Annotated in this window: 23 protein-coding genes and 3 pseudogenes; 12 read left to right on the top strand and 14 right to left on the bottom strand. The window is 53.2% G+C overall.

Going from position 1 to position 26,036, the window contains the following annotated elements:
- Positions 1-189 precede the first annotated feature (189 nt).
- The 3 genes from yebS to rsmF all read left to right on the top strand — a co-directional run bounded on the left by yebS (position 190) and on the right by rsmF (position 5,591).
- Entirely contained in the window at positions 190-1,434 is a 1,245-nt protein-coding gene (gene yebS, locus JOE09_RS00245; RefSeq protein WP_205064366.1) for a membrane integrity lipid transport subunit YebS, read from the top strand.
- Positions 1,403-4,036: a PqiB family protein gene (locus JOE09_RS00240; RefSeq protein WP_205064365.1), complete on the top strand. Its 2,634-nt coding sequence runs from the start codon at positions 1,403-1,405 to the stop codon at positions 4,034-4,036. The genes yebS and JOE09_RS00240 overlap by 32 nt, the downstream gene beginning before the upstream one ends.
- A 118-nt stretch (positions 4,037-4,154) precedes the next feature.
- A complete protein-coding gene (gene rsmF, locus JOE09_RS00235; RefSeq protein ID WP_205064364.1) occupies positions 4,155-5,591 on the top strand; it encodes a 16S rRNA (cytosine(1407)-C(5))-methyltransferase RsmF in 1,437 nt (478 codons plus the stop codon).
- Positions 5,592-5,837: 246 nt separating this feature from the next.
- Here rsmF and JOE09_RS00230 read toward each other — a convergent pair whose 3' ends face one another.
- Positions 5,838-6,131: a hypothetical protein gene (locus tag JOE09_RS00230; RefSeq protein ID WP_205064363.1), complete on the bottom strand. Its 294-nt coding sequence runs from the start codon at positions 6,129-6,131 to the stop codon at positions 5,838-5,840.
- Positions 6,132-6,368: 237 nt separating this feature from the next.
- Between JOE09_RS00230 and JOE09_RS00225 the strand changes: the two genes are divergently transcribed.
- On the top strand, positions 6,369-7,163 hold the full coding sequence (locus tag JOE09_RS00225) for a spermidine synthase (protein WP_205064362.1): 795 nt from the start codon (positions 6,369-6,371) through the stop codon (positions 7,161-7,163).
- A gap of 99 nt (positions 7,164-7,262) precedes the next feature.
- Positions 7,263-8,378 carry an AI-2E family transporter gene (locus JOE09_RS00220; RefSeq protein ID WP_205064361.1) on the top strand — a complete coding sequence of 372 codons (1,116 nt, stop codon included), beginning with the start codon at positions 7,263-7,265 and terminating at the stop codon, positions 8,376-8,378.
- Positions 8,379-8,417: 39 nt separating this feature from the next.
- Here JOE09_RS00220 and JOE09_RS00215 read toward each other — a convergent pair whose 3' ends face one another.
- The 7 genes and pseudogenes from JOE09_RS00215 to JOE09_RS26055 all read right to left on the bottom strand — a co-directional run.
- The gene (locus JOE09_RS00215; protein WP_205064360.1) at positions 8,418-8,801 is read right to left on the bottom strand and encodes a bleomycin resistance protein; all 384 of its coding nucleotides are present in this window, start codon (positions 8,799-8,801) and stop codon (positions 8,418-8,420) included.
- A gap of 82 nt (positions 8,802-8,883) precedes the next feature.
- Complete coding sequence (locus JOE09_RS00210; protein ID WP_205064359.1) at positions 8,884-9,135, bottom strand: hypothetical protein; 252 nt, start codon at positions 9,133-9,135, stop codon at positions 8,884-8,886.
- Positions 9,136-9,342: 207 nt separating this feature from the next.
- Positions 9,343-9,673: pseudogene (locus JOE09_RS00205) on the bottom strand (integrase core domain-containing protein); the annotation flags it as partial.
- A gap of 603 nt (positions 9,674-10,276) precedes the next feature.
- Complete coding sequence (locus JOE09_RS00200) at positions 10,277-10,843, bottom strand: colicin-like pore-forming protein (protein ID WP_205064358.1); 567 nt, start codon at positions 10,841-10,843, stop codon at positions 10,277-10,279.
- 970 nt (positions 10,844-11,813) lie between these two features.
- Positions 11,814-12,268: pseudogene (locus JOE09_RS26485) on the bottom strand (phage tail fiber protein).
- A 6-nt stretch (positions 12,269-12,274) separates the two neighbouring features.
- On the bottom strand, positions 12,275-12,793 hold the full coding sequence (locus tag JOE09_RS00195; protein WP_205064357.1) for a hypothetical protein: 519 nt from the start codon (positions 12,791-12,793) through the stop codon (positions 12,275-12,277).
- Positions 12,794-12,822: 29 nt separating this feature from the next.
- A pseudogene (locus JOE09_RS26055) lies at positions 12,823-12,969 on the bottom strand (tail assembly protein); the annotation flags it as partial.
- Here JOE09_RS26055 and JOE09_RS00190 point away from each other — a divergent pair.
- Complete coding sequence (locus tag JOE09_RS00190) at positions 12,945-13,184, top strand: tyrosine-type recombinase/integrase (RefSeq protein WP_205064356.1); 240 nt, start codon at positions 12,945-12,947, stop codon at positions 13,182-13,184. The pseudogene JOE09_RS26055 and the gene JOE09_RS00190 sit on opposite strands and share 25 nt — an antisense overlap.
- A 347-nt stretch (positions 13,185-13,531) precedes the next feature.
- On the opposite strand, the gene JOE09_RS00185 is transcribed toward JOE09_RS00190, so the two are convergent.
- Together JOE09_RS00185 and copD are read right to left on the bottom strand one after the other, a co-directional pair.
- Positions 13,532-13,867, bottom strand: a complete 336-nt coding sequence (locus JOE09_RS00185) for a YebY family protein (protein ID WP_205064355.1) — start codon at positions 13,865-13,867, stop codon at positions 13,532-13,534.
- A 55-nt stretch (positions 13,868-13,922) separates the two neighbouring features.
- The gene (copD, locus tag JOE09_RS00180; protein WP_205064354.1) at positions 13,923-14,801 is read right to left on the bottom strand and encodes a copper homeostasis membrane protein CopD; all 879 of its coding nucleotides are present in this window, start codon (positions 14,799-14,801) and stop codon (positions 13,923-13,925) included.
- A 189-nt stretch (positions 14,802-14,990) separates the two neighbouring features.
- Here copD and JOE09_RS00175 point away from each other — a divergent pair, with 189 nt between their 5' ends.
- From JOE09_RS00175 to exoX, 3 genes are all read left to right on the top strand, one after another.
- Positions 14,991-15,221 carry a DNA polymerase III subunit theta gene (locus JOE09_RS00175; protein ID WP_105594244.1) on the top strand — a complete coding sequence of 77 codons (231 nt, stop codon included), beginning with the start codon at positions 14,991-14,993 and terminating at the stop codon, positions 15,219-15,221.
- A 79-nt stretch (positions 15,222-15,300) separates the two neighbouring features.
- Complete coding sequence (locus JOE09_RS00170) at positions 15,301-16,059, top strand: carbon-nitrogen hydrolase family protein (RefSeq protein WP_205064353.1); 759 nt, start codon at positions 15,301-15,303, stop codon at positions 16,057-16,059.
- 12 nt (positions 16,060-16,071) lie between these two features.
- On the top strand, positions 16,072-16,737 hold the full coding sequence (gene exoX / locus JOE09_RS00165; protein WP_205064352.1) for an exodeoxyribonuclease X: 666 nt from the start codon (positions 16,072-16,074) through the stop codon (positions 16,735-16,737).
- On the opposite strand, the gene JOE09_RS00160 is transcribed toward exoX, so the two are convergent.
- Entirely contained in the window at positions 16,734-18,797 is a 2,064-nt protein-coding gene (locus tag JOE09_RS00160) for a S9 family peptidase (protein WP_205064351.1), read from the bottom strand. The two genes, exoX and JOE09_RS00160, sit on opposite strands and share 4 nt — an antisense overlap.
- A 195-nt stretch (positions 18,798-18,992) precedes the next feature.
- Between JOE09_RS00160 and JOE09_RS00155 the strand changes: the two genes are divergently transcribed.
- Entirely contained in the window at positions 18,993-19,814 is an 822-nt protein-coding gene (locus tag JOE09_RS00155; protein ID WP_205064350.1) for a sugar phosphate isomerase/epimerase family protein, read from the top strand.
- A 21-nt stretch (positions 19,815-19,835) separates the two neighbouring features.
- Here JOE09_RS00155 and JOE09_RS00150 read toward each other — a convergent pair whose 3' ends face one another.
- Positions 19,836-20,132 carry a YebG family protein gene (locus JOE09_RS00150; RefSeq protein ID WP_205064349.1) on the bottom strand — a complete coding sequence of 99 codons (297 nt, stop codon included), beginning with the start codon at positions 20,130-20,132 and terminating at the stop codon, positions 19,836-19,838.
- Between the two features lie 138 nt (positions 20,133-20,270).
- On the opposite strand from JOE09_RS00150, the gene purT reads away from it, so the two are divergent.
- On the top strand, positions 20,271-21,449 hold the full coding sequence (purT, locus tag JOE09_RS00145; protein ID WP_205064348.1) for a formate-dependent phosphoribosylglycinamide formyltransferase: 1,179 nt from the start codon (positions 20,271-20,273) through the stop codon (positions 21,447-21,449).
- 862 nt (positions 21,450-22,311) lie between these two features.
- Here the strand turns inward: purT and JOE09_RS00140 are convergent.
- Together JOE09_RS00140 and zwf are read right to left on the bottom strand one after the other, a co-directional pair.
- Positions 22,312-22,950 (bottom strand): bifunctional 4-hydroxy-2-oxoglutarate aldolase/2-dehydro-3-deoxy-phosphogluconate aldolase, encoded by a 639-nt coding sequence (locus JOE09_RS00140; RefSeq protein WP_205064347.1) that lies wholly within the window; start codon positions 22,948-22,950, stop codon positions 22,312-22,314.
- Positions 22,951-23,195: 245 nt separating this feature from the next.
- The gene (zwf, locus tag JOE09_RS00135; RefSeq protein ID WP_205064346.1) at positions 23,196-24,671 is read right to left on the bottom strand and encodes a glucose-6-phosphate dehydrogenase; all 1,476 of its coding nucleotides are present in this window, start codon (positions 24,669-24,671) and stop codon (positions 23,196-23,198) included.
- A 387-nt stretch (positions 24,672-25,058) separates the two neighbouring features.
- Between zwf and JOE09_RS00130 the strand changes: the two genes are divergently transcribed.
- A complete protein-coding gene (locus JOE09_RS00130; RefSeq protein WP_205064345.1) occupies positions 25,059-25,925 on the top strand; it encodes a MurR/RpiR family transcriptional regulator in 867 nt (288 codons plus the stop codon).
- Positions 25,926-26,036 lie beyond the last annotated feature (111 nt).

The following is a 26,036-nucleotide window of genomic DNA, read 5'->3' as shown; positions in this document are numbered from 1 at the left end:
TGTCGCGAAGCCCACAGACGCTTCGTTGAATAAAATTGTGATAAATGCCAGCGAGACAGGATGATTCATGTCGTTAGTTAATATAACCTTAGAGTTGTATGAAGCGATCTGCACGATTCAAACGAGTCACACGACTTGCCTAAATCTGCCCTGCACCTGCGCTGTTTGGGCCTAAGCACGACCAGGAATATGAAAATACACGCCATCAGTCATGCTCTGCCACAGGCACGTTATCAGCGATGTCCGCAATGCGATACCCTTTTTTCCTTACCAGATGTGAAATCCAGACAGTCCGCGCACTGCCCGTGCTGTAACGCTCGCATTCTGAACGGACGCGACTGGTCGATGACCCGTCTGACGGCGATGGCGGTGACCATGATGCTGCTGATGCCTTTCGCCTTCAGCGTACCGTTAATGACCGTCCACCTGCTCGGGACCAATATTCGCGCCAGCCTGCTGGGCGGCATCATGCAGATGGCACAGCAGGGCGACGTGATTGCCGCCTCCATGGTCGCCTTCTGCACGATTGGTGCCCCCGTGACGCTGGTGGCCTCGATCAGCTACCTCTACTTTGGCGAAAAGCTGGGGATGAACCTGCGCCCGGTCCTGCTGATGCTCGACAGGCTAAAAGAGTGGGTGATGCTGGATATTTATCTGGTTGGCGTCGCCGTTGCTTCAATTAAAGTGCAGGATTATGCCTCGATCGATCCCGGCAGCGGGCTGGTGGCGTTTATTTCGCTGACCCTGCTCAGCCTGCTGACGCTGATCCACCTTAATGTAGAACAGCTGTGGCACCGTTTTTATCCGCAGCCGGTGCAGCATGCCCCTTCAGATTCGCTGCGCGTGTGCCTGAGCTGCCACCATACCGGCGTGGCCGATGATCGCGGCCGCTGCCCGCGCTGCCATACGCCGCTGCCCTTTCGCCGCCACTTCAGCCTGCAAAAGTCCTGGTCAGCGCTGATTGCATCGATTGTTTTGCTGATCCCCGCAAACCTGCTGCCGATTTCGATTATTTATCTGAACGGCGCACGTCAGGAGGACACCATTCTTTCGGGCATCATGTCGCTCGCGTCGGGTAATATTCCCGTGGCGGCGGTGGTGTTTATTGCCAGTATCCTCGTACCGTTTACTAAGGTTATCGTGCTGTTCAGCCTGCTGCTCAGCATCCATTTCAACTGCGAACAGGGGCTGAAAACCCGCATCCGCCTGCTGCGCGTGGTGAAGTGGGTAGGCCGCTGGTCAATGCTGGATTTATTCGTTATTTCACTGACCATGTCGCTGGTTAATCGTGACCAGCTTCTGGCTTTTACTATGGGACCGGCAGCCTTCTACTTTGGCTCGGCGGTTATACTGACTATTCTTGCCGTTGAATGGCTTGATAGCCGTTTACTTTGGGATGCTCATGCAACAGGAAACGCCGACTACACCGACTAGCGCACGCGTCGTCAACCGGCGAAAAATTTCGCCGTTCTGGCTGCTGCCGTTTATTGCTTTACTGATAGCGGGCTGGCTGATCTGGACCAATTACCAGGAGCGCGGAACCACGGTGACCATCGATTTTGCCACCGCTGACGGTATTGTTCCCGGCCGCACGCCGGTTCGTTACCAGGGCGTTGAGGTCGGTCTGGTGCAGGGGATCAGCATGACTGACGATCTGCGCACCATCAAAATCAAAGCCAGTATCAAAAGCGATATGCGGGATGCGCTGCGTGAAGACACCCAGTTCTGGCTGGTCACGCCGAAAGCCTCACTGGCAGGCGTATCCGGGCTGGATGCGCTGGTAGGCGGTAACTATATCGGCATGATGCCGGGCAAAGGCGAACCGCGGGAAAACTTCGTGGCGCTGGATACCCAGCCGAAGTATCGCGTTAACACCGGCGAAATGATGATCCACCTGCACGCGCCGGATCTCGGCTCACTGAACAGCGGGTCGCTGGTCTATTTCCGTAAAATCCCGGTGGGCCGCGTTTATGACTACAGCATCAATCCCGGCAATCACAACGTCACCATTGATGTGCTGATTGAGCGCCGCTTCACTAATCTGGTGAAGAAAGACAGCCGCTTCTGGAACGTCTCCGGCGTGAAAGCGGATGTGGGGCTGAGTGGCGCAAAAGTCGAACTGGAAAGCGTGGCGGCGCTGGTCAACGGTGCGGTATCCTTCGATTCGCCGGAATCCTCTGAGAATGCGAAGAGTGACGATAACTACACTCTGTATCCTGACCTTGCACACAGCCAGCGCGGCGTGGCGATTACCCTCGATCTGCCGGATGGTAAAAATCTGAAGGAAGGCAGCACTCCGCTGATCTATCAGGGGCTGGAGGTCGGCACGTTGACCAAACTCACCCTGCTTGACGGCGGTAAAGTTTCCGGTGAACTGACGCTGGACCCGTCGGTAACCGGGCTGATGCGCAGCGGAACCCGCATTGAGATGCACAGCCCGAAGATCAGTCTGAACGACAGTTCGTTAAGCAGTTTGCTGACCGGTAACACGCTGGAGCTGGTTCCCGGCGAAGGCGAACCGCAAAACCACTTCGTGGTGCTGCCGGACAACGAATCATTGTTGCAGCAGGCCAATACGCTGGTACTGAAACTTAGTGCACCGGAGAGCTACGGCATTGATGCCGGGCAGCCGCTGATGCTACACGGCATGCGTATCGGCCAGGTACTGAGCCGTACCCTGACGGAAAAAGGCGTGAACTTCAGCCTCGCGGTGATGCCGGAATACCGGCAGCTGGTACACGGCGATAGCAAATTTATTATCAACAGCCGCCTTGACGTGAAGCTCGGTATTGACGGGATGGAAGTGCTGGGTGCCAGCGCCCGCGAATGGGTTGACGGCGGAATTCGGCTCGATCCCGGCAGCAAAGGCGAGGTGAAAGAGATCTATCCGCTTTACGCCAACAGTGAAAAAGCGCAGGAGGGGATCACCGGCGATCAACTGCCGACCACGCTAACGCTGGTGGCCAACAGCCTGCCGGATATTCAGGCGGGTTCCGTGGTGCTCTACCGTAAGTTCCAGGTGGGTGAAATTATTAACGTTACCCCGCGCGCCGATGCGTTTGACGTTAGTGTGCATATTAAACCGGAGTACCGCCGCCTGCTGACGCAGAACAGCGTGTTCTGGGCCGAAGGTGGCGCACGCGTGCAGCTGAACGGTAGCGGCCTGACCGTGCAGGCTTCGCCACTGAACCGGGCGCTGAAAGGGGCCATCAGTTTCGATAATCTCAGCGGAGCCGGCGCGGGCCTGACACGGGGTGACAAACGCATTCTGTACGATTCAGAAACCGCTGCACGCGCGGTAGGCAGCCAGATCACTCTGCGAACCTACGATGCCAGCAAGCTGGCAGCAGGCATGCCAATTCGCTACCTCGGCATCACCATCGGCCAGCTGGAGTCGCTGGCGCTGGGTGAAGATAACAACCAGGTTATCGCCAAAGCGGTGCTCTATCCCGAATACGTGGAAAACTTTGCCCGCCTCGGCAGCCGCTTCTCGGTTGTTTCCCCGCAGATCTCTGCTGCCGGGGTCAACCATCTGGAAACGCTGCTGCAGCCTTATATCAACGTCGATCCGGGCAAAGGCCGGGCGCAGCGTACTTTCGAACTGCAGGAATCCACCATCACCGACGCGCGCTATCTCGATGGCCTCAATGTGGTAGTTGATGCCCCGGAAGGCGGTTCGCTCTCGGTCGGTACACCGGTGCTGTTCCGCGGTATTGAAGTGGGTACCGTCACCGGAACGGCGCTGGGCAGCATGGCCGATCGCGTGCAGATTACCCTGCGCATCAGTAAGAAATACCAGCACCTGGTGCGCAACAACTCGGTGTTCTGGCTGGCATCCGGCTATAACCTGAAGTTCGGACTGATTGGTGGCGTGGTGAAAACCGGCACCTTCCAGCAGTTTATTCAGGGCGGAATTGCTTTTGCCACACCACCAACGGTTCCTCTCGCGCCTCGCGCAACCTCCGGCAAGCACTTCCTGCTGGAAGAGGAAGAGCCGAAGGACTGGCGGAAATGGGGCACCGCAATGCCGCAGTAAACGCACTATCGGGCAGCCCAGGCTGCCCGTTTTTTTGGAACCATTGACCTGCGTTTCTGACATTCATAAGAAAAGTCTGTGTTAAACTGCGTCCACTCTTATTTAGTGGACCCTGCCCGTGCCTGACTCTTCCCGCGTCTATTTTCCGCCTGCGTTTCTCAGCCTGATGCAGCAGATGCTGCCTGATAGTGCCGAATTCGACCAGTTTATTGCCATAAGCCAGCAGCCACTGCGCCGCAGCCTGCGTGTCAACACCCTGAAGATCAGCGTTGCGGATTTTCTCACGCTGGTCGCGCCGATGGCATGGTCACTGACGCCGATCCCCTGGTGCCCTGAAGGCTTCTGGATCAGTCGTGACGACGGCGATGTACTGCCGCTGGGCAGTACAGCTGAACACCTTGCCGGGCTGTTTTATATTCAGGAAGCCAGCTCAATGCTGCCGGTAACGGCACTGTTCGACGGCTGTACGTCACCACAGCGAGTGATGGATGTGGCCGCGGCCCCGGGATCAAAAACCACCCAGATTGCCGCCCGCATGCATAACGGCGGTGCGATTCTGGCCAATGAATATTCGGCCAGTCGGGTGAAAGTGCTGCACGCCAATCTTAGCCGCTGCGGGATCAGCAACACGGCCATGACTCACTTTGATGGCCGCGTCTTTGGCGCGGCACTGCCGGAATCGTTTGACGCTATCCTGCTGGACGCCCCCTGCTCGGGTGAAGGCGTGGTCCGCAAAGATGCCGACGCGCTGCGCAACTGGTCCGAAGCCAGTAACGCGGAGATCGCCGCCACTCAGCATGAGCTGATTGACAGCGCCTTCCACGCGCTGCGCCCCGGAGGCACGCTGGTTTATTCCACCTGTACTCTGAATCAAGATGAGAATCAGCAGGTTATTGCCTGGCTGCTGGCGCGTTATCCGGATGCGGTAGAGGTTGAGCCCCTCGACCAGCTGTTTGCCGGGGCGGAAAAAGCCGCTACCGCCGAAGGCTACCTGCACGTTTTTCCGCAGATCTTTGACAGCGAGGGATTCTTCGTTGCCCGCCTGCGTAAAACGACCAGCATCCCCGCCCTGCCGCAGCCGGGCTATAAACTCGGCAAGCTACCATTTAGCCCAATGAGCCGCGCCCAGCAGCAGGAAGTGGCCGCAGCGGCAGCGAAGTGCGGACTGCATTGGGATGAGCAATATACGCTGTGGCAGCGCGACAAAGAGATCTGGCTATTCCCGGTGGAGATTGAACCACTGCTGTCCCGCGTTCGCTTCTCCCGCATCGGCCTGAAGCTGGCGGAAACCTTCCCGAAGGGCTATCGCTGGCAGCATGAAGCGGCAATTGCGCTGGCCGATCCGCTGGCAGTCAATGCGGTTGAGTTGAGCAGTGCCGAAGCTGAAGAGTGGTATCGCGGGCGCGATATCTACCCGGAACGCGATCTTCCGTCAGGAGAGCTGATTATCTGCCACCAGCGACAGCCGATCGGCATTGCTAAAACCGTGGGATCGCGCATCAAAAATAACTATCCCCGCGATCTGGTACGCGACGGCAAACTGTTTAACGCCTGAAGCGATCTGGCCCGGTAACGGGCCATTTAACGCACAAATTCATTAGTTTCGGAAAGTATTGAACTCCGGTTTAGACGATATGGTCTACATTGCTTCACTGACCTTCTCGCTGCAGGGATTCAGCATTCATGAAAAACCGTTATCAGTTCTACTTTACGCTGGCCTTAATCACCATCGGCAGCCTGCTTATTATTGAAGTGCTGGCCCGCCTGGTGCATCTGATCGTCGTCGGCTAGTTTGTTTTAACTACTTCATTGCCCGCGGGTTTTTACGCAGTGAACCTGCCCAACTAAAGTCTTTCACTTCGCTCTCTTTTGCCGCCGACGGTTTACGCGGTTTTTTCACTTTGACCACCTGGGTACTTTCGCGCACTACCCGCTCCTTCATTACCAGCCGCTTTGCCTCTTTCAGGATCTCTTTTTCTTCTTTCTTACTGGCGATATGACCGAGTTTCGCGGTGAGGGTCTTTACCCGTAGTTCAACCAGCACTTTCTCTTCTGTCGTGAACTGGTCGATCGAAATCTCTTTATCATTTTTCATCGTTCGAGCTCCTTGCCAGCGGCACCGCAAACGGATATCCGCTGCGGTGGGGCAGCTTTTATCGTAAAGTGCGCAAGCACAGCGCACAAGCATAGATAGCGGAAAACGTTCTCCCCGACCTTGCCTTGCCGATCGCGTGCCTGCGTTCATCCGCTGTGCTACCCTCGCGGTGCACGCTCTGCCGCGAGGAATACCCCGGCGGCAGCCATTTTCGTCAACCGTATAAAAGGAGTTCATATGACTGACGTGGAGCAGGCCAGCTCTGTTTCGATATTTAGTATTCGTGGCGATATTGTCGCCAGTGCCAGCGACGAGCATGGGCAGATTACGGTGATCGAGAATAAAATTTACCGCATCCTCACTTTCGACCGCATGTGCGAACAGAGCAAAATGCAGAAGAGCGATCCAGCACTGCCGGTACACAATTATATCCGTGCCATGCTGATGGCCGTGGCGCTGAAATCTCCGCAAAAAGCGCTGATCCTTGGACTGGGCGGCGGCTGCCTGCCAAGAGCGATCGCGGCCCGCGATGCCGCCTGCGCGATGGATATCATTGAGCTGCGTCCAGCGGTGATTGACGTTGCCCGACAGTACTTTTCCCTGCCGGAAGGCGAGCATATTCACTATCACGCTGTCGATGCCGACCAGTTTATTGCCTCGGCAACAGGCAATCTCTATGACCTGATTTTCTCCGACCTGTACGCCGCCGATACTATGTCGCCGCTACAAGAGATGGAAACCTTCCTCCAGAACGCTAAACGTCCGCTAAAAGCGGATGGCTGGCTGGTGCTGAACTATCCTCAGCGCCCTGCTGCCAACGGCCCGCTGCTTCAGGCACTACAACGGCAGTTTTCCACCCTGCTGCGCTGTGTGGTGCCCAGCGGCAACGTGGTGATTTATGCCAGCAATGTGACGTTTGACCTGCCTTTACGTGAACTGCAACGCATCGCTAATCGTGCGGGCAACGAGTTTGGCACTGATTTCTCCAGCCTCACCCCGAAACTGGCGGTTTTAAGCGGCAGGCAGCCTTAACGCGATCTTAGCCGTTTTTTTAGTTGTTTAGTTGCCGGTTTACCGATGCTGTGCCAGGTTTACTCCGTTATTCAGGACGTTAAACAAAGAGAACAAAGTATGATGATTAAAGGCATTGGTAAGGGATTCTTTATTTTGATCCTGGCAGTGACAACGCTGGGTTTCTTCCACATCCTGGGGCCCTACTTTTCTGCAATTCTGTGGGCGGCGATTCTGGCGGTTATTTTCCATCCGCTGAAAACCCGCATCAGAAAACAGCTCAACGATAAAAACGGCATTTCAGCGCTGATCACGCTGCTGATAATCTGCCTTATCGTCTTCATTCCGCTCGCCGTGGTGGCCTCGTCACTGGCGGTTGAGTGCAACGCGCTGTATAACCGGCTGCAAAACAACCAGACCGAACTGGCTACGGTGGTCAGCGGCGTGGTCAATCACCTGCCGGAATGGGCGCGTCATTTCCTGGCGGAAAACGACCTGAATAATGCAGACCAGATACAGCAGCAGCTGTCCGGTGCTGCAATGAAAGGTGGACAGTTCTTCGCCGGTAGCATCATGCTGATTGGTAAGAGCACCTTCAGCTTCACCATCGGTTTTGGCGTCATGCTGTACCTGCTGTTCTTCCTCTTGAAGGATGGCGCCTATCTGGTCGGATTGATTTTTACCGCCGTGCCGTTGTCGGACCACGTGAAACATCATCTGTTTGTGAAATTTGCTGCGGTTTCTCGCGCTACGGTGAAAGGCACTGTCGTGGTTGCCGTTGTTCAGGGAGCCCTCGGCGGCATTGCATTTTACTTCGCCGATATCCAGGGCAGTATTCTCTGGGGCTCGCTGATGGCTTTCCTGTCGCTGATCCCGGCGGTCGGTTCCGCGATTATCTGGCTGCCGGTAGTGCTCTTCTTCCTGTTCTCTGGTGCTGTAGTAAAAGGCCTGGTGCTGGCCTTCTTCTTCGTGGTGGTTATCGGGATGATTGATAACATTCTTCGCCCGCTGCTGGTCGGTAAAGACACCAAAATGCCGGACTACCTGATCCTGATCACCACGCTCGGCGGCATGGAAATCTACGGCATTAACGGCTTTGTGATTGGCCCGCTGATTGCCGCACTGTTTATTGCCAGCTGGAACCTGTTCTCCGGTAAAGAACATCGGGGCAATACTGAAGAGATCGACCCGGAATTTATCGAGGAAGGTCTGAGCCAGTCTGAAAAGAGTGAATAACGCTGGCATCGCCGGGCCAACCATCATGGCCCGGCTTTTTTATGCCTGTTGGTCGGCCTTCTTCTCATTCTCGATCAGCCTGATCAACGTACCGTCGGGATCGACCAGCGCGCCCATCTTCAGCCCCCACGGTTGCATTTTGGGCGGATGGATACGCGGGAAGTCAGTGCATTTTTCCGGAATCCCCGCAGCCTGCAACAGGCGGTAAAACGCCTCAACATCATCCAGCCGCAGACAACAGCTGAACCAGCTGCCGTAGGGGTCCAGCTCGGGATGTGGGAAAAACTCCAGAACCACGCTACCGGAAACCATAATCATCCAGTGCTCATCCTGCCAGGTGGTGGTAAAACCCAGTGCGGCATAAAACTGCTGGGTGGCGCTGAAACTGCGGGAAGGAAGATTGGGGGTAGCATAATCGGTCATGATGGTGGCTCCTGTGATTGGGGCCTGTCCGCCCCGCAATAATATTACCGTTAACGGCTTGAGTTTCTGCCATTCAAATGAGCTACGCAGCATCGCCAGAACGCTGGTATTTTCGATTGCAGAAATACTGCACCGCTCCACCTACAAGCACCAGGACCAACGCAAGGGGGACTTTACTTTCATCTTCTGCACCCAGGCCCCCCACGCCAAGGAAAAAGACAGCGGCAAACAGAGATTTCGCGATCTTCCCTGCATGAGGAGCCTGTTTGATGCATATACTGCGCACGGACCATGCGCCCATTATTAATCCGAACAGTGCCAAAGCGGTGACCATCTATAGCCCCTTATCAAAATATCTTTCACTCTTTCTGCTCACGGGCAGAAAAAACTGTCACAACGAGGACAACCGTATCGCCACGCCTGCGTGCTCATACTCCTGCCCATCTGTGGCACAACATGCTCGCTTAGTGTTCCCACCTGCGTTGTCATGATTGCACATCATCCTACAGATTATCTCATTCGGGTATGTAAGCAGACCCTTTTAGTTCCACGCTATTGAGATTTCTGGTTTGTCAGCCATCGGCCGGTACTCTTCCGGTGTCAGGTTATTCAGGGATTCATGAGGCCGCTCGCTGTTATATTTCGTCAGCCAGCGCTCTGTAATTTCCCGTACTTCATTCAGCGTTCGGAACAGATAAATGTCCAGTATTTCAATCCGGCATGTCCGGTTAAACCGGTCGATAAATGCGTTCTGTGTTGGTTTGCCGTTATTCTGTCCAGCACCCGCAGACCCGCTGCGCCGGGATATTCAGGCCGATTTCGATGGCCAGAGCCTCGCGGTTAAAATCATCAAGGACGTTGAACGTCCGATAGCCGTCGAAAATGGTGATATGCTCTTGCAAGATGTGGTTTCTATTGAAAAAAAAGAATACTAAGTAACCTGCTTAAAAAAGTAACCTTTTGACGCCTTTGTATTTTTCGCTTTCTATATCGAGACTGCATTGGTTCAGAATACAGTCTGAAGGTACTTGCGTTAATTTCTTACGAGCGTGATTTTAGGTCATTTTTCTTTTAGATTGATGTTTATATTATTTTTGTATTAAATTACATCAAATATTCGAAGTTTTGCAGGATAAAACTTGAACATTAAATATTATCTAATGAATTTTTTGGTGTTTTTATTATGGTTTCCTTTTTTTGGCCCCTGGTATCATTTGAGGGGTACTGACTTTTCTACCCTATGTTTCAGTAATTTTATTCCCACTTTCAAAAAAATTGAAAAATGACAGCATCCTTAATATTTTAAGTGAGGAACTTAAATATAAACTTAAAGAAACTAACAATAGTGAACGGAACTCATTTTTTGCGATTTATGACTTGATTATATATTTTATTTCAATTCCTTTAGGTGTTTTGTACATGTTTTTAATTTTGAGAAATAGAAAGAAAAAATAGCCTTTCTATTATTTTAGAAATTAAAACTTACTAATCCAACAATTTAGGTCTTCAAACGGTTTTTCATCAATCATTGAACCAGTTGCGGCCAATAACAAAGCAAAAGCTACTATCCCCATTGGAGTTACTGCCATCGCAGAGAATACTAAAGCAACTAACTCAGCAGCACCTGCGCCAGCAAGAATGGTTTCAATTCTAATGAAAGTAGGTTGCCAGTTGCCTGTTTTCACGGAATTAGACATTTCACGCACGATACTAAGCCTGTCTATGTTTTTAGATACCGACCCTAACACTTTGCTGAATACGTCAAGCTGTTTTGATAATTGTTCTTGCTTCAAACCATTCAGCGCATTGCTGAGTGCATTTTTATCTGCAGCGCTCAGCCGAGATGTGATTGATGCCCTATGTCTATTCCACAGAGCTAAAGCTTCACTTGCAGATTTTATTTTCTTACCAACTTCTGCATTATTATATAATTTAGCCTTGTCTGCAGCCGCAATACTTTTTTTAGATGCAATTTCATCGAAAAATCCGAAACCTTCTGCAAAGCATCCAGTTCCTCGAACTGGGCATCTGTGAGATCCCATTGCTTAGGGAACACACCTTTTTTAATTGACACAATATCTTTAGAAATTTCGGAAGCGCGAGTTTGGCTTTCGGCAAGAGCTTTTCTCAAATTCTCAATGTATCCCAAGCTCTTCTTCATGGAAACGTCTTTTTTCTGCTGGGGATATTGGAATAGGAAATAAAGCACCTCGTTCAAGAACCCTGGTGGCATTTAAATTCGTACTTAGTCCTTTGAGTCTGTCAATTTTGGAAAGTGGTCCTCCGCCATATGCATTTACCCCAATGGACCATGGTCATTTCCGCGATTGATACCATCCACCCCGACGCGAGAGAAAATTCCATTTTCTTGCTTGGTATAACCGTGAACGTTCAGCAATTTTTCGTCTAACATTATAATGTACTTCGCGAAACGCCTGAAATGAAGTATGTCTTGCGATACAGTTTATTCCAACAAAGATAAAACGCAGAAGTAACAGATTTTTATGTGTTTTATATATTATTGGCACTCTTGTTAAACACGTTTAGATGTATACTTAACTGAACGATATTGAACAGGCAGGCAATGCGAGATGGGGTGATTGGTGATAAGAGTCGAACGGCTGAATTTGCAGCCCTCACGGGCTGCTTGTCGGTATTTCTGATTATTTATGTAACTAACCCTGGTGTAGAGCAGAGAACCATGGTGCATTCACCACAACGGAAGACATTTGAAAAGCCTGTATAAACCAATCAAGGTCAACATGCCTATACCCGAAAGCAAAAAGCAAAACAGGCTTGCCCCCAAACTCATACTGGTGTCCTTTTTCATTTTTACCACCTCCTTCAGGGCATCATCGTGCAATAAGAATGGAGCGAAATATAATCGCTTTTAAAGATCAATTTGCCCTAATCGATCGATTAAACAGATCAATTATTCGCAGTATTATTGGAACCATTACAAGTTTTTCCCACTCATACGGCGTCTGCAGCGGAACTCTCGTCTTCCTTTGTTCACTGGTTCCATACAGAGTCCTCAGGCATCTGAAGGTGCAGGTCGATCCACCTACCGCACGGAATATCCATGGGATCACCCGCCACGATGCTTGCGGTGTTGACGTCGAACCGGCGCGAGAAGACGCGCACGGTATCACACCCTCTTCTGCGGTATCGGTTTCAATAAAGTACAGCCGGTTGCCATTACTGTCCTGTGGTCCCTCAATCGTCCATCCTTCGACAGCGAGTGCCTGCGCGCCTCTGACAACGTACACTCCCGTCCCCGCCTTCTGAGCACGTACACCTTTATCTTCGGGATTCACTGAAAACAGTCCGGTAAGAACATGTTGTCCTTCGATAGCGAAGTCTGGCTGCATCTGGTCCACATCATTTGGAAGGCGGACAATAGGAGAGGCGCTTTTAATTAAATTGTTCGAATCAACCGTTGTATTTGCTGTCGTATAAAACTCGATCGGGGGTTACCAGTCACCGCTAATGAATCCCCCGGCAAAATAACGTAAGCCGGCGCTCAGACGAAACCCTGTCACGACCTTATTCGATGTATCCCAGTGCCACGACTGGCAGAGATAATTTTCACCACCAACGGACAGTCTTCCCGCTTTTACAGGCGTCCTGTAAAAACCGGTAAATTGTCTGTTCGTGAAATCCTGTGTTAGCGGTAATGCATTACTACTCATGCCGAATGCGCCAACTTTTCCATTGTCTGTATCTTCTGAAGATGTCTGGATACTGGTTGTAGCGGCACTCGCCAGATCGAGGCTTTGTCTGGCATCCGCCGACGTCACTGCCCCTGTACCGCCCTGTTCCAGGGTAAGAGGAGTTTTCAGACTCTTAAGTGCATTAATTAAGAATTTTGGGTTTTGCCACAAACTGCAGGTCATCAGGTTATTCGAAGGTGTGCGTGACGTTGCACTCCCTGCTTTTTTCCCTTGATTGCGGTGGATGTTGCCATATTTTGCCCAAAAAAAAGCCGCCAAATGGCAGCCTTGTTGATGAGAATTATGTTTTATTGCTGCTCTTCAACGTAAATCCCCGCTGAAATGATTGCCCCACCAATACGCGGTTTCCCATAAACCAGCGCAACCGGATAACCCTGCGCTACAGTATTTGTGACGCCACCAAAGGCGTATGAAGCACGGTTCTCTGCATCCCGATACACTCACCAACACTTTTGCTGATGCCAAAAATTTGACGTCGATTGCGTCCATGGAAAACCCGCCCTCATTTCATGAAATCCGAAGTTTAGCTGGCAGGTTGTACAGCAAAGAGCGAGGAAAAGAATTTGCACAAAAACTGCTCGGGCATAAGAACGTAGAACAGACAGATGAGTATCTCGACGGACGCGGTCGGGAGTACACGATCATTTAGACCGGGAAAACGGTTTTCGTGGATTTTTCGTGTAATTTCGTTCCTGTTGAAAATAATTACTTATATTTAAATAACTTAAAAAAAGACCGAAGACGATTCCTGTCTTCGGTCCAGGGAAATGGCTCTTCTCAGAGCCGTGCGCTAAAAGTTGGCATTAATGCAGGCTTGTTGCCTGACTCTTAAAAGATAGACGAAATGCAGGGGATTGCCAGACCGTATGTTGCAAAGTAGTTGCGGATTGTTAGCATTGTGATCAACGTGGCAGAAACGGCGGGTTCCCACGGAATACGCGGGCTGATGCGAAGATAAGAGATGCGCCAGGGCTCTGCCAGCGCATCCATCAGATATCAGTTACAGAGCTTCTCGGCGCGGGCAATAATCGGTGCCAGGCTTTTTTTATGCCCCGGATTGGCCGGATCGTCAGCCAGCATCTTATCGATCGGGAAGCCCTTGATGAGGCCGGCTTTCACGCTCTCTTCCGCCGCCGCATTGAGTGGGTACTGCACCAGCGTGCCGTCGTTAATCGCTAACAGCACGTTGCCTTTTTCGCAGCTGAGCATCATCTCTTCACGCGTGAAAGGCCAGTTCTCTTTACCCATATCGAAACGGCTGACGGTTTCAATCCCGGCCAGCGCACTGGTGCTGACGCTCAGTACAGCAAACATTAATGCCAGTTTTTTCATGACTTTTCATACCTTCAAACAGTGCTTAAAACAGTACACCGGTGCTGGCTACCGATCAGGCTGGTTCCAGCGTGGCAAACAGGCTGACTGAGAGCAACGCCAGCGCCGCCAACGCCACTTCCACCAGCGTGGCGATGACAAAATTATGTTGAGCCCCCTCTCCACTGCGCTGAAATCGCGGCACCAGCCAGTAGCGGTTAAACAGCGCGATGGCGACCATCGCGGCAACCAGCAGCGTTTTCAGCAACAGCAGCTGGCTATAAAGCCGGAAACTGACAAGGGGCCATCCCAGCAGCAGCAGAGCGGCAAGCACGCCGCTGATAATCGCCAGCGCCACGGCAAGATGGCCGTAGCGCGAATAGCGCATCATGGTTTTAATTGCCTCGTAGCGCCAGGTAGCATCGCGAGCTTCTCGCATCAACAGCGCCACCGGCCACAGACCACCCGCCCAGAATGCTGCGGCCAGCAAATGGACGATCTGGTTGCCGCGCTGCAGTGCTCCCAGCCAACCGTCAAGGATCGCAGCGTGGCCGACAAATGCCAGCCCAGCAAGCTGCAGTAGCGCACACAGCAACATCATTTGCTGACGAAGCCTGCCCTGCAGCAGCAGCGTCAGGCAGCCGAGCATTGCCAACACACACTGCAACTGCCAGACACGGCCAAATCCGGTTTGTAACACGGCAGCCCAGACGTCGGCATTGATCATATCTCGCCAGCCATCACCCATCAGCCCGGTTTGGGCACTCAGCAGCAGTAGCGTGGTGAATAGCGTCAGCCAGCAGGATATTTGGATCAGCAGACGGAAGCGGACGCTGAGACGCGCACGGTATCGTGCCGGCGCTAAAAGCGTGGTAAAGATCCCCGCTCCTGCCAGCGACATCAGCGCGCCAAAATGCAGCCAGCGGCAGAAAATATAGAAGCCGGTTAGCGACATATTACTTCAGGCTGTTGTTACGCATCGTGCTCAATCATCCTTGCGAGTAGCGGCGTCGGGCGACCAGAGGCCGAAAGAATACCCCGCCTGAATAGCAGTGTCGAGGTGATAACGACTATCGATTAGCCGGTAAACTTGCTAATCCGTGCCTTCTGCATTATTTTTGCGACAAACTGTCTGGAGAACACCATGAGCACTAACCTGGCCACGCTGCCGCAGGAAGAAAAAGATAAAATCAACGTCGATCTGGCTGCCGCCGGGGTGGCGTTTAAAGAACGTTATAATATGCCGGTGATTGCCGAAATGGTAGAACGTGAACAGCCGGAGGCTCTGCGTGACTGGTTCCGCCAGCGGCTGGCGCACTATCGCCAGCTGTCACTTTCCCTTTCGCGGCTGCCGTACGAACCCAAGCAAAAATAATGGCTTGTCATTTTGCCGGGCATCGGTTGAGATAATCAGCAGAGCATTACTGCACCTAATCTCAACCATGGGAGTCATTATGTCCGGCTGGAACGTTGCTGCTGCACAGTCAGGGTCCCGCCCTGGCGATATCACCTGGAATATCCAACACCACCTTGAGTTTGTCCGCCTTGCTGCCTCCCGGCATGTTGATTTACTGATGTTTCCCGAACTGTCACTCACCGGTTATGAACTGCCGCTGATGGCAGAACTGGCCCTGTCCCTCGACGATCCCCGGCTGCAGGTTTTTGCCGAGGCCGCCGTAGAATATCAGATGGGTATCAGCATCGGGCTGCCGCTGACCGGTGAAAATAACGTACGGCTGTCGGCGGCAACGTTCCTGCCCGACGGCACCCGTTTCGCCTACAGCAAACGCAATCTGTATGGTGAAGAAAAGCAGATTTTTGTTCAGGGCGTGGCCGTGCCGATGTTCGGCCATCAGCGTCACAACGTGGTGATGGCGATTTGCGCCGACATCAGCGTAGAGAAATTTGCCCAGGATGCTGCACGCCAGGGTGCCGATCTCTATGCGACCAGCGTACTGGTGTCCGAACAGGGATATCAGCAGGACTGTGATTATCTTGCGCGCTGGTCGCGGGACTACAGGATGGCGGTGATGATGGCCAATCACGCCTGGCCGACAGGTGGCTATCAAAGCGCAGGAAAAAGCGCCTTCTGGGGGCCGGACGGGCGTCAGGTAGTGCAAGGCGGGAGCGGGGAACAGCTGATTATTGCCCGCCGCAGCGGTAATCATTGGCAGGGGGAGGTTCATCCGTTACCCTGCACCTCAGTTCTGTAAACGGGAGAGAGTATGTTACGTGTGATTGACACGGAAACCTGCGGCCTGCAGGGTGGTATTGTCGAAGTGGCATCGGTGGATGTGGTTGATGGACAGATCATAAATCCGATGAGCGATCTGATCTCCCCGGATCGGCCTATCAGCCGGCAGGCAATGGCTATTCATCGGATCACCGAAGAGATGGTGCTCGGTAAACCCACTATTGAGCAGGCGGTGGGGCGTTATCAGGGCAGCGCGTACTATGTGGCGCACAATGCCAGCTTCGATCGCCGGATGCTGCCGGAAATGCACGGCGAGTGGATTTGCACCATGACGCTTGCCCGTCGCCTGTGGCCCGGCCTCAAGTACGGCAATCAGGCGCTGCGCGATGCGCTGAATCTTGAGGTGATTACCCCACCCGGTCTGCATGCGCACCGGGCGCTGTACGACTGCTACATCACCGCTGCGCTGCTGGTTCATATTATGGATGCCAGCGGCTGGGACGCTGCGGAAATGGTCCGCAGGATGCAGACGAAAGGACTGGAAAGCACCTTCCCGTTCGGTAAGTATCGCGGTCAGGCCATTGATACCGTGGCAAAGAAAGATCCGGGATATCTGCACTGGATGCTGAAAAACATCCCGGACCTGAAGCCCAATCTGCGTATTACCATGCAGCGGGCATTAGGCATAGATGATTAGTGAGCAGAGCTGCTGGTGAGCGTGCCGTTCGCCAGCCCAATCAGAAACGCATACTCCAGCGCCACTTCTTCCCACACTTTATAACGGCCTGATTTACCGCCGTGGCCGGCATCCATATCGGTATGCAGCACCAGCAGGTTCGAATCGGTTTTCAGCTCGCGCAGCTTAGCCACCCATTTGGCCGGTTCCCAGTACTGCACCTGAGAGTCGTGCAGGCCGGTCGTGACCAGCAAATGTGGATAATCCTGCGCAATAACCTGATCGTACGGGCTGTACTGCTTGATGTAGCGATAATACTGCTCGTCGTTGGGATTGCCCCACTCATCATACTCACCGGTGGTCAGCGGAATACTCTCGTCCAGCATGGTGGTCACCACATCAACAAAAGGCACCTGTGCTACCACCCCGTGGAAGCGTTCCGGCACCATGTTGATCACCGCCCCCATCAATAAGCCACCGGCGCTGCCACCCATGGCGTAGAGCTTAGCCGGATCGCCATAGCCCTTTTCCACCAGCGCATCGGTGATATCAATAAAGTCGTGGAAGGTGTTCATCTTATTCAGCAGGCGGCCATCGTCGTACCACTGCTGACCCATTTCACCGCCGCCGCGAATGTGTGTTAAGGCGAAGACGAAGCCACGGTCCAACAGGCTGAGCCGGCTGGCGCTGAAATCCGGGTCCATGCTGCTGCCGTAAGAACCATAGCCGTAGACCAGCAGCGGGTTGCTGCCGGGGCGATAGCTGTCCTTGCGATACACCAGCGATACCGGCACATCAACTCCGTCACGCACGGTGATCCAATGGCGTTCACTGCGATAATGACCGGCATCAAACCCTTTTACCGCCGTCTGCTTCAGCACCTGACGCTCGCCGCTGTCCATATCCAGTTCGTACAGCGTATCCGGCGTGGTCATTGAGGAATAGCCGTAGCGCAATTTGCTGGCTTCTGGCTCCGGGTTATGGCCCAGCCAGGTGACGTAGGTCGGGTCGTCGAAGGCAATCGCCCGTTCCTCCCCACTCTGCCAGCTAATCTGCCGCAGACGGGTGAGTCCGCGCTGACGCTCTTCCACTACCAGCCAGTCGCGGAACAGCGAGTAGCCTTCCAGCACGATATCCGCACGCGGTGCAATAATCGCCTGCCAGCTGTTTTCATCAACGGTGTCGGTGCGATAGAGGCCGAAGTTTTTACCGTCGCGGTTCGATCGCAGGTAAAACTGCTGCTGATAGTGATCGACGCTGTATTCGTGATCTTTACGGCGCGGACTGAACATCACCGGTTCGGCATCCGGCGCATTCGCATCCAGCAACAGGATTTCACTGGTGGTGCTGCTGTTGAGTGAAATAGCAATAAACTGCTCGGAGGTGGTCTTATACAGCCCGACGTAGAAGGTGTCGTCCAGCTCTTCGTAAACCAGCCGATCGCTTTCCTGCGCGGTGCCCAGCGTATGCCGCCAGACCTGGTAAGGCAGCAGCGTCTTCGGGTGCTTGCGCACGTAGTAAAGCGTTTGCGAGTCATTCGCCCAGGTCATGCCAGCCGTCACACCTTCCAGCACATCGTCAAAGCTGCGCTCATCCTGCAGGTGGCGGAAATGAATGCTGTAGATGCGGCGAGAGAGAAAATCTTCAGCCAGAGCCAGGATCTGGTTATCACGGGTAATCGCCAGGCTGCCAAGTGCATAAAACTCACTTTCCGCCGCGCGCTGGTTGGCATCGACCAGCGTTTCCCACTGTTCGGGGTTGGCGGTTTCCGCAGGCTGACGGCTGTAAATGGCGTACTCGTTGCCCTCTTCATAGCGGCTCTGATAGCGATAGCCATTTTTTACGTAGGGAACCGACTGGTCGCGCGGAGGGATGCGATCGATGATCTCCTGCAGCAGTTCCGCCTGTAACGCTTTTTGCGGCTCCAGCAGGCTGTCGCCGTACTCATTTTCTGCTTTGAGCCACGCGATGATTTCCGGATCTTCCCGTTGATCATCGCGCAGCCAATAATAGTTGTCGCAGCGCGTGTCACCGTGCTGAGTCATCACATGAGGGACTTTCTTTGCTTTAGGTGGTGTCATGATATTTTCACGGTTGCTGTGCCTGCCTGTAAGACTGGCAGCAAGATGCCTGATTGCCAATAGCCGAAGGCACAACCGGTGGAAAATTAGCCTTTATTTTGAGTCGATAGTCGCCATGGCATTGCTGGCTATGGGAGTTGTGAGGTGAAAGTTTTGTTTCTACCTTTGTATTGCCGACTTTTTTAAGGAGATGAAATGACCTTCGCAAGAAATCCGTTATTTATAAATACCATTTTGCTGGGTGGGTCACCCGAACAAAAACTACAGGCAGCCTGTCAGGCCGGTTTCAATCAGGTTGAGCTGTGGCAGCAGGACGTAGAGGCCGCAAGAACCGGTCTTCACGGGCTGAACAACGTGCTGAGAGATCTCCCGCTGGCGCTGACTGATTATCAGGTGCTGTTGGATTTTGATGGCGCACCGGACGCGCTGCGAAAGGATAAGTATCAAGAGGCCGAAAAAATGATGCAGGTGGCCTGTCTTCTGGGAGCGTCAACGTTGCTGGTTCCGGCTTCAACCGATAGTCGCTGCCATGCTGAGAGGATAGAGGAAGATCTGCGCTGGCTGGCGGATCGGGCACTGCAACGAGGGCTGAACATTGCCTATGAAGCAATGGCCTGGAGCTGCGTAATTAACAATACCGCGGATGCATGGCAACTGATTAAAAAAATAGATGCCCCTAACCTCGGGCTGGTCGTGGATGCTTTCCATATTTTTGTTCGCCAGCGCAGTGTTAATGACCTGGCAGGCATACCGGTGGAAAAGATTTTCCTGGTGCAGCTTTCCGACCTGGCGCAACTGCCAGCAAAGGAAGAACTGGTGGAAACAGCTCGCCATCACCGCCTTTTACCCGGAGAAGGCAATTTTCCTTTAGCTACTCTGCTGCAGTATCTGCATCAGATTGACTATCGCGGGCCGTTGGGGCTAGAGGTATTCAATGACGATCTTCATCAGGCAGATCCTGTGAAAACCGCGCGCAGGGCAATGCATGCACTTAGCCAACTGCTGGCATCGCAGTGATGCCTGCCCTGCCTTCGGAAATTACACCGCGCGCAGTTTACCCTCAGCTTCGGCCGTTTCATCTTCTGAAGCAGTTGCCTCTTCCGGCATTTTACCGGTGCGCAGAATGTGCTGCAGTGCATCTTTGTTTTCTGCCAGATACAGACCCAGCGCTTCACCCTGCTGCTCATCAAGCGCCAGCGGACTGGTGGTCAGCCATTCAGAAAAAACTTCGGCCATATCGAGCATTTTGTCGTAGGCATCGGCTTCTTTTTTGCTGGCAAACGTCATCTTTTCCTCACCTTTTCTGACGACTACGTATTGAATTTCAACAGCCATAATTTTCTTCTCGCTATACTGTGTTTATATACAGCTTATCACTGAAGCGGATTTGACTCAAGTTTAGCGTTCAGGATGAATACGCAAACGTTTTCGTTTATACTGCGCGCGTTTTTTCCATTCAATCAGGTAGAGATTATGACGACTCTTGGAACCGCGCTGCGCCCACAGGCGACTCGCGTAATGCTGTTAGGATCAGGTGAACTGGGTAAGGAAGTGGCGCTGGAATGTCAGCGTCTTGGCGTGGAAGTGATCGCCGTTGACCGCTATGCCGATGCCCCTGCCATGCACGTTGCCCATCGCAGCCATGTGATCAATATGCTGGACGGTGCCGCGCTGGCTGCCTTGATCGCCCAGGAAAAACCGGACTTCGTCGTGCCGGAAATCGAAGCCATCGCCACCGACATGCTGGTTGAACTGGAAAAAAAGGGTCAGCACGTTGTCCCCACCGCGCGTGCAGCAAAGCTGACCATGAACCGCGAAGGCATTCGTCGCCTCGCTGCCGAAGAATTGTCGTTGCCGACTTCCACCTACCGCTTCGCCGACAGCCGTGAAGCCTTCTTTGCCGCCGCCGATGAAATTGGCTTCCCGTGCATCGTTAAGCCAGTCATGAGTTCTTCCGGTAAAGGTCAGAGTTTTATCCGCGAAGCTTCGCAGCTGGAAACAGCCTGGGAATATGCCCAGCAGGGTGGCCGCGCCGGTGCGGGCCGTGTGATTGTTGAAGGCGTGGTGAAATTCGATTTTGAAATCACGCTGCTGACCATCAGCGCCGTTGACGGCGTTCATTTCTGTGCTCCAATCGGTCACCGTCAGGAAGATGGCGATTACCGTGAGTCCTGGCAACCGCAGCAGATGAGCGATTTGGCTCTACAGCGCGCGCAGGATATCGCCCGCAATGTGGTTGAAGCCCTCGGCGGACGCGGCCTGTTTGGCGTTGAGCTGTTTGTTTGCGGCGATGAAGTGGTGTTCAGCGAGGTTTCCCCTCGCCCGCACGATACCGGGATGGTGACGCTGATTTCTCAGGACGTTTCCGAGTTTGCCCTGCACGTTCGCGCGTTCCTCGGCCTGCCGGTTGGGGGGATTCGTCAGTACGGTCCGTCGGCGTCTGCCGTTATTCTGCCGCAGCTGGATAGTGATAACGTTCAGTTTGGCAATTTGCAGGCGGCTGTCGGTGCCGGTTTGCAGGTTCGTCTGTTCGGTAAGCCGGAGATTCGCGGTCAGCGCCGTCTGGGTGTGGCACTAGCGACCGGTACGGATATTGATGACGCGGTACAGCGTGCGGTTACTGCGGCAGCTAGCGTCAAAGTTAGCGGGTAATTACTGGGGTCGTATTGCCTGAAGCAACGGCGCTTGCGCTGGCTGGTGGTTACCCCGCTCGGGCGGGTCCTCGCGCCACGCTTTGCGTGGTGCCATCACTTCGTTCCTCAGCCTCTCGGACCAGCACAGACGGGCGTCCTGCCCGGCTGTGCTTTTCGGTCGCGTCCATGCGACCGAATCCTGGCTTCTTCTCTACGTACTGCGCTGCGGATTGCCCGTTCGGGGGAACCACCAGCCCGCTGTTAGATCTGGCAGCTTCTGGCTGAAAAACAAATTTCTATATCTTAATTTCTGTAACTTAACGGCCTCATGGCTGTAAGTTCTCTTAGTTTGATCTCAGCCACGATCTCTTTTACAACGAAAAAACAGTCGAACTCTGTCTTTCGAAGATTGGACATGTATTAAGGTGGCGAATCTCATACGCGAGCTAATCTACCCGGCTCCGTTAACTCAACGCTTAATTATCCTGAATCTAACCGCAAGCACTCTGTAAGAAGGGGCGCATCCTCTGCGCAAACCGGGCAATCCACAGCGCTGAGGCGAAGACAGCGGGACCGGGGACGCTAACAGGACGTTAGCGTCAGGGCTGGCGCGGGCAGGACGCCCGCTCCAGACCGGCCCGAAAGTCATGCTGCCGGAGCCGAAGGCATCACGCGCAGCGTGACGCGAGGACGCCCGACTTGCGCAGAGGATGCGCCCCGATCGCCACAGCCACAGCCACAGCCACAGCCACAGCCACAGCCACAGCCAGGTAACATTTTTACCGCCCATAAAAAAACCGCCATCCCAAAGAGACAGCGGCCTTTAATTTTTAAACCGTGGTCAGATAAACGACTCGCTTACCGCCACTAACCGTCACGCATTAGCGCGCGCCAGCCACCGCTTCCTGCGCCAGACGAGTAATACGATCGTAATCACCCGCTTCCAGCGCATCGGCAGGGACCAGCCATGAACCGCCAATACACAGCACGCTTTTCAGTGCCAGATAGTCACGGTAGTTCGCCGGAGAAATCCCCCCGGTCGGGCAGAAACGCACCTGCGGGAAAGGCCCACCAATTGCCTGTAGCGCTTTCACGCCGCCGTTGGCTTCGGCCGGGAAGAACTTAAACTCGCGCAGGCCGTAATCCAGACCGGTCATCAGTTCAGAAACGGTGCTGATACCCGGAATCAACGGCACCGAACCGTCGACAGCGGCACGCAGCAGCGGCTCGGTCAGGCCCGGACTGATAATAAACTGCGCACCGGCATCGGTGACTTCTTTCAGCTGCTGGGCGTTGAGCACCGTACCGGCACCCACAATAGCTTCAGGAACTTCTCTCACCATCGCCTTCAGCGCATCCATCGCGCACGGCGTACGCAGAGTCACTTCCAGCACGCGCACACCGCCGGCAACCAGCGCTTTAGCCATCGGCACCGCATGTTCGAGTTTGTTAACGACAATCACCGGGACAACCGGGCCGGTGGTCAGGATCTGTTCTGCGCTTGTTTTCCAGTTACTCATTAACAACCTTCTCCTGTCTGGCATGCTTTCCCTGTTTGAGATAGCAGGCAAATATTATGCGGTGGTTCCGAAACGGTGACTTACCTTACAACAGTGCAAGAGTATCGTCTATCGCTCTCCGCCTTTTTTGAAACACAGGTTCAAAAATATTTTTAATATTGTGTCATTTTCAAAATATCAGGCAAAAAAAACGGCCCACACTTTTCAGTGAAGGCCGCTTATCTGCGAGAGGACGTCAGAAGATCTTACTCGATTTCATTCCAGGAACGGCCATCGCGCGTAATCATCGCCACGGAGGCAACCGGTCCCCACGTACCCGCCTGATACGGCTTAGGTGCGTCTTTATCCGCAGCCCAGGCTTCCATGATGGAGTCAACCCACTTCCAGGCTTCTTCCACTTCATCACGGCGCACAAACAGTGCCTGAATGCCGCGCATGGTTTCTAACAGCAGGCGCTCATAGGCATCTGCCAGATGTGACTGGTTGAAGGTTTCAGAGAAGCTCAGATCCAGCTGGGTGGTTTGCAGGTTGTGTTTGTGATCCAGGCCCGGAACTTTGTTCAGGATCTCGATTTCTACACCCTCGTCCGGCTGCAAACGGATAGTCAGCTTGTTCTGCGGCAGTTCAGGCCAGGTATCTTTGAACAGGTTCAGCGCCGGGTTTTTGAAATACACTACCACTTCGGAACACTTGGTCGGCAGACGTTTACCGGTACGCAGGTAGAACGGAACACCAGCCCAACGCCAGTCGTCAATATCCACACGGATTGAAACGAAGGTTTCAGTGCTGCTCTGCTTGTTCGCGCCCTCTTCTTCCAGGTAGCCAGGCACTTTTTTGCCCTGTACGAAACCGGCAGTGTACTGACCACGTACGGTCTTCTCACGCACATTAGTCTGATCGATGCGGCGCAGGGAGCGCAGAACTTTCACTTTCTCATCGCGGATACGGTCAGCGGACAGATCGGCAGGCGGTGACATGGCGATCATGGTCAGAACCTGCAGCAGGTGGTTCTGGATCATATCGCGCATCTGGCCCGCTTTATCGAAGTAGCCCCAACGGCCTTCGATACCCACTTCTTCCGACACGGTGATCTGCACGCTGTCGATGGTGCGGTTATCCCAGTTGGACGCAAACAGGGAGTTGGCGAAGCGCAGAGCCAGCAGGTTCAGAACCGTTTCTTTACCCAGATAGTGGTCGATGCGGAAGACCTGGCTTTCTTCGAAATATTCGCCAACCTGGTCATTGATCTCCTGAGAGGTCACCAGCGAGGTACCCAACGGTTTTTCCATGACCACGCGAGCAGGCTTGGCGTTAAGTTTCGCCTGGCCCAGGCCCTGACAGATTGCACCAAAGGTGCTTGGCGGCATAGCGAAGTAGTTGATGGTCACGCGTTTTTTCTGGTCAAGCATTTTGCCCAGACGCGGGAAATGGCTGCTATCATTAACATCCAGGTTGCAGAAATCAAGTCGGCTACTGAGTTTATCCCACAGCGCTTCGTCAATTTTTTCCTTCATGAAGGTTTCCAGCGCTTCACGCACCACTTTGGTATAGGCAGCTTTGTCCCATTCCGCACGGCCTACGCCGATGATGCGTGATTCTTCATGGATCTGGCCCGCTTTTTCTAACTGGTACAGAGAGGGCAATAGTTTCCGGCGCGCCAGGTCGCCTTTGGCGCCGAAAATCACCAGATCGCATGCCTGGGCTGTTTGTGTAACCGCCATTTCATTCTCCTCGTTGCAGGATTAGACTGTCCATGTAGGTTCCGTAGTTGGACAGATCTTATTGTAATTTTATTTCAACACACTGTACTTCGTTTGCCCGGCCCGCGTAAACCAGGCGAGGTAACTCTGGCACAATGTATTCAATTCGATGGTTAAATAACTGGCAAAAACGATCGATCTGCGTCTAAGCTTTGCGTAATAAACCATCAGTTCTGATGTTGTTATTACCAATCTGAAAACCTGACACAGCTCAAACTATGGTAAAAAATGTAAAGTTTTCTCATCATGCTACTGCCGTCTCTGCCGTAGCGCATTGTATATTCTCTACAAAATGACATCGATTTCTCCTTTGATTGAAATCGTCAGAATGTATGAGTGGTTAGTCCTATGAATATGCTGGAAAAAATTCAATCCTGCCTGGAAAATTTAAGCAAATCCGAGCGCAAAGTTGCCGTCGTTATCCTTGATTCCCCGACTACCGCGATGCATTCCAGTATTGCAATGCTGGCAAAAGCAGCAGGCGTTAGCGAACCTACCGTGAACCGCTTCTGTCATAGACTGAATACCAAAGGCTTCCCGGACTTTAAGCTCCAGCTGGCGCAAAGTCTGGCCAACGGTACGCCGTATGTCAGCCGCAATGTCGAACAGGAAGATAGCGTAGAGTCCTATTCCGGTAAAATTTTCGAGTCGGCGATGGCAGGGCTGGATCGGGTAAAACAGAGCCTGGATACCAGCGCCGTCAATCGTGCCGTCGATCTACTGACCCAGTCAAAGAAAATCGCCTTTTTTGGTTTAGGTGCCTCGGCAGCCGTGGCGCATGATGCGATGAATAAATTTTTTCGCTTCAATGTGCCAGTGATCTATTCCGATGATATTGTGATGCAGCGCATGAGCTGTATGAACAGCAACGAGGGAGATGTGATGGTACTGATCTCCCATACCGGGCGCACAAAATCAATGGTTGAGCTGGCAAGGCTGGCGCGGGAAAATGATGCTACGGTCGTGGCGATTACCTCGCCAGACTCCCCGCTGGCGCGGGAAGCGACGCTGGCGCTGACCCTTGATGTACCGGAAGACACCGATATTTATATGCCGATGGTTTCACGCCTCGCGCAGCTGACGCTGATCGATGTGCTGGCCACCGGTTTTACCCTGCGGCGCGGCGCGAAGTTTCGCGATAATCTGAAGCGGGTTAAGGATGCACTGAAAGAGTCGCGTCTGGAAAAGGAAGGCCAGGTTAACATCAGTCATTAGCAGTTTTACTTAGTAACGACGATGAAGGTTCGGGATTATCCGTTCCTTATCATATACCCAGAGATAAAACCTGGTAGTGCTTGCACTTGCAACACCACACTAAAAGTCAAC

This window comes from Pantoea coffeiphila, assembly GCF_016909495.1.
GTDB classification, from domain to species: Bacteria; Pseudomonadota; Gammaproteobacteria; order Enterobacterales; family Enterobacteriaceae; genus Erwinia; species Erwinia coffeiphila.
Note: the sequence above shows the minus strand (reverse complement) of the source record. Positions and strands in the feature narration are given on the sequence as shown.

Bases quoted from the DNA above. Each gene is read 5' to 3' on its own strand.
- JOE09_RS00190 (WP_205064356.1), top strand. From the start codon at position 12,945: ATGAAGCACGGTTCTCTGCATCCCGATACACTCACCAACACTTTTGCT.
- exoX (WP_205064352.1), top strand. From the start codon at position 16,072: ATGTTACGTGTGATTGACACGGAAACCTGCGGCCTGCAGGGTGGTATT.
- JOE09_RS00155 (WP_205064350.1), top strand. From the start codon at position 18,993: ATGACCTTCGCAAGAAATCCGTTATTTATAAATACCATTTTGCTGGGT.
- JOE09_RS00170 (WP_205064353.1), top strand. From the start codon at position 15,301: ATGTCCGGCTGGAACGTTGCTGCTGCACAGTCAGGGTCCCGCCCTGGC.
- zwf (WP_205064346.1), bottom strand. From the start codon at position 24,671: ATGGCGGTTACACAAACAGCCCAGGCATGCGATCTGGTGATTTTCGGC.
- JOE09_RS00230 (WP_205064363.1), bottom strand. From the start codon at position 6,131: ATGAAAAATGATAAAGAGATTTCGATCGACCAGTTCACGACAGAAGAG.
- copD (WP_205064354.1), bottom strand. From the start codon at position 14,801: ATGTCGCTAACCGGCTTCTATATTTTCTGCCGCTGGCTGCATTTTGGC.
- JOE09_RS00210 (WP_205064359.1), bottom strand. From the start codon at position 9,135: ATGGTCACCGCTTTGGCACTGTTCGGATTAATAATGGGCGCATGGTCC.
- JOE09_RS00140 (WP_205064347.1), bottom strand. From the start codon at position 22,950: ATGAGTAACTGGAAAACAAGCGCAGAACAGATCCTGACCACCGGCCCG.
- JOE09_RS00225 (WP_205064362.1), top strand. From the start codon at position 6,369: ATGACTGACGTGGAGCAGGCCAGCTCTGTTTCGATATTTAGTATTCGT.
- JOE09_RS00130 (WP_205064345.1), top strand. From the start codon at position 25,059: ATGAATATGCTGGAAAAAATTCAATCCTGCCTGGAAAATTTAAGCAAA.
- JOE09_RS00240 (WP_205064365.1), top strand. From the start codon at position 1,403: ATGCAACAGGAAACGCCGACTACACCGACTAGCGCACGCGTCGTCAAC.
- JOE09_RS00220 (WP_205064361.1), top strand. From the start codon at position 7,263: ATGATGATTAAAGGCATTGGTAAGGGATTCTTTATTTTGATCCTGGCA.
- JOE09_RS00175 (WP_105594244.1), top strand. From the start codon at position 14,991: ATGAGCACTAACCTGGCCACGCTGCCGCAGGAAGAAAAAGATAAAATC.
- JOE09_RS00185 (WP_205064355.1), bottom strand. From the start codon at position 13,867: ATGAAAAAACTGGCATTAATGTTTGCTGTACTGAGCGTCAGCACCAGT.
- JOE09_RS00150 (WP_205064349.1), bottom strand. From the start codon at position 20,132: ATGGCTGTTGAAATTCAATACGTAGTCGTCAGAAAAGGTGAGGAAAAG.
- JOE09_RS00200 (WP_205064358.1), bottom strand. From the start codon at position 10,843: ATGGGATCTCACAGATGCCCAGTTCGAGGAACTGGATGCTTTGCAGAA.
- purT (WP_205064348.1), top strand. From the start codon at position 20,271: ATGACGACTCTTGGAACCGCGCTGCGCCCACAGGCGACTCGCGTAATG.
- yebS (WP_205064366.1), top strand. From the start codon at position 190: ATGAAAATACACGCCATCAGTCATGCTCTGCCACAGGCACGTTATCAG.
- JOE09_RS00160 (WP_205064351.1), bottom strand. From the start codon at position 18,797: ATGACACCACCTAAAGCAAAGAAAGTCCCTCATGTGATGACTCAGCAC.
- JOE09_RS00215 (WP_205064360.1), bottom strand. From the start codon at position 8,801: ATGACCGATTATGCTACCCCCAATCTTCCTTCCCGCAGTTTCAGCGCC.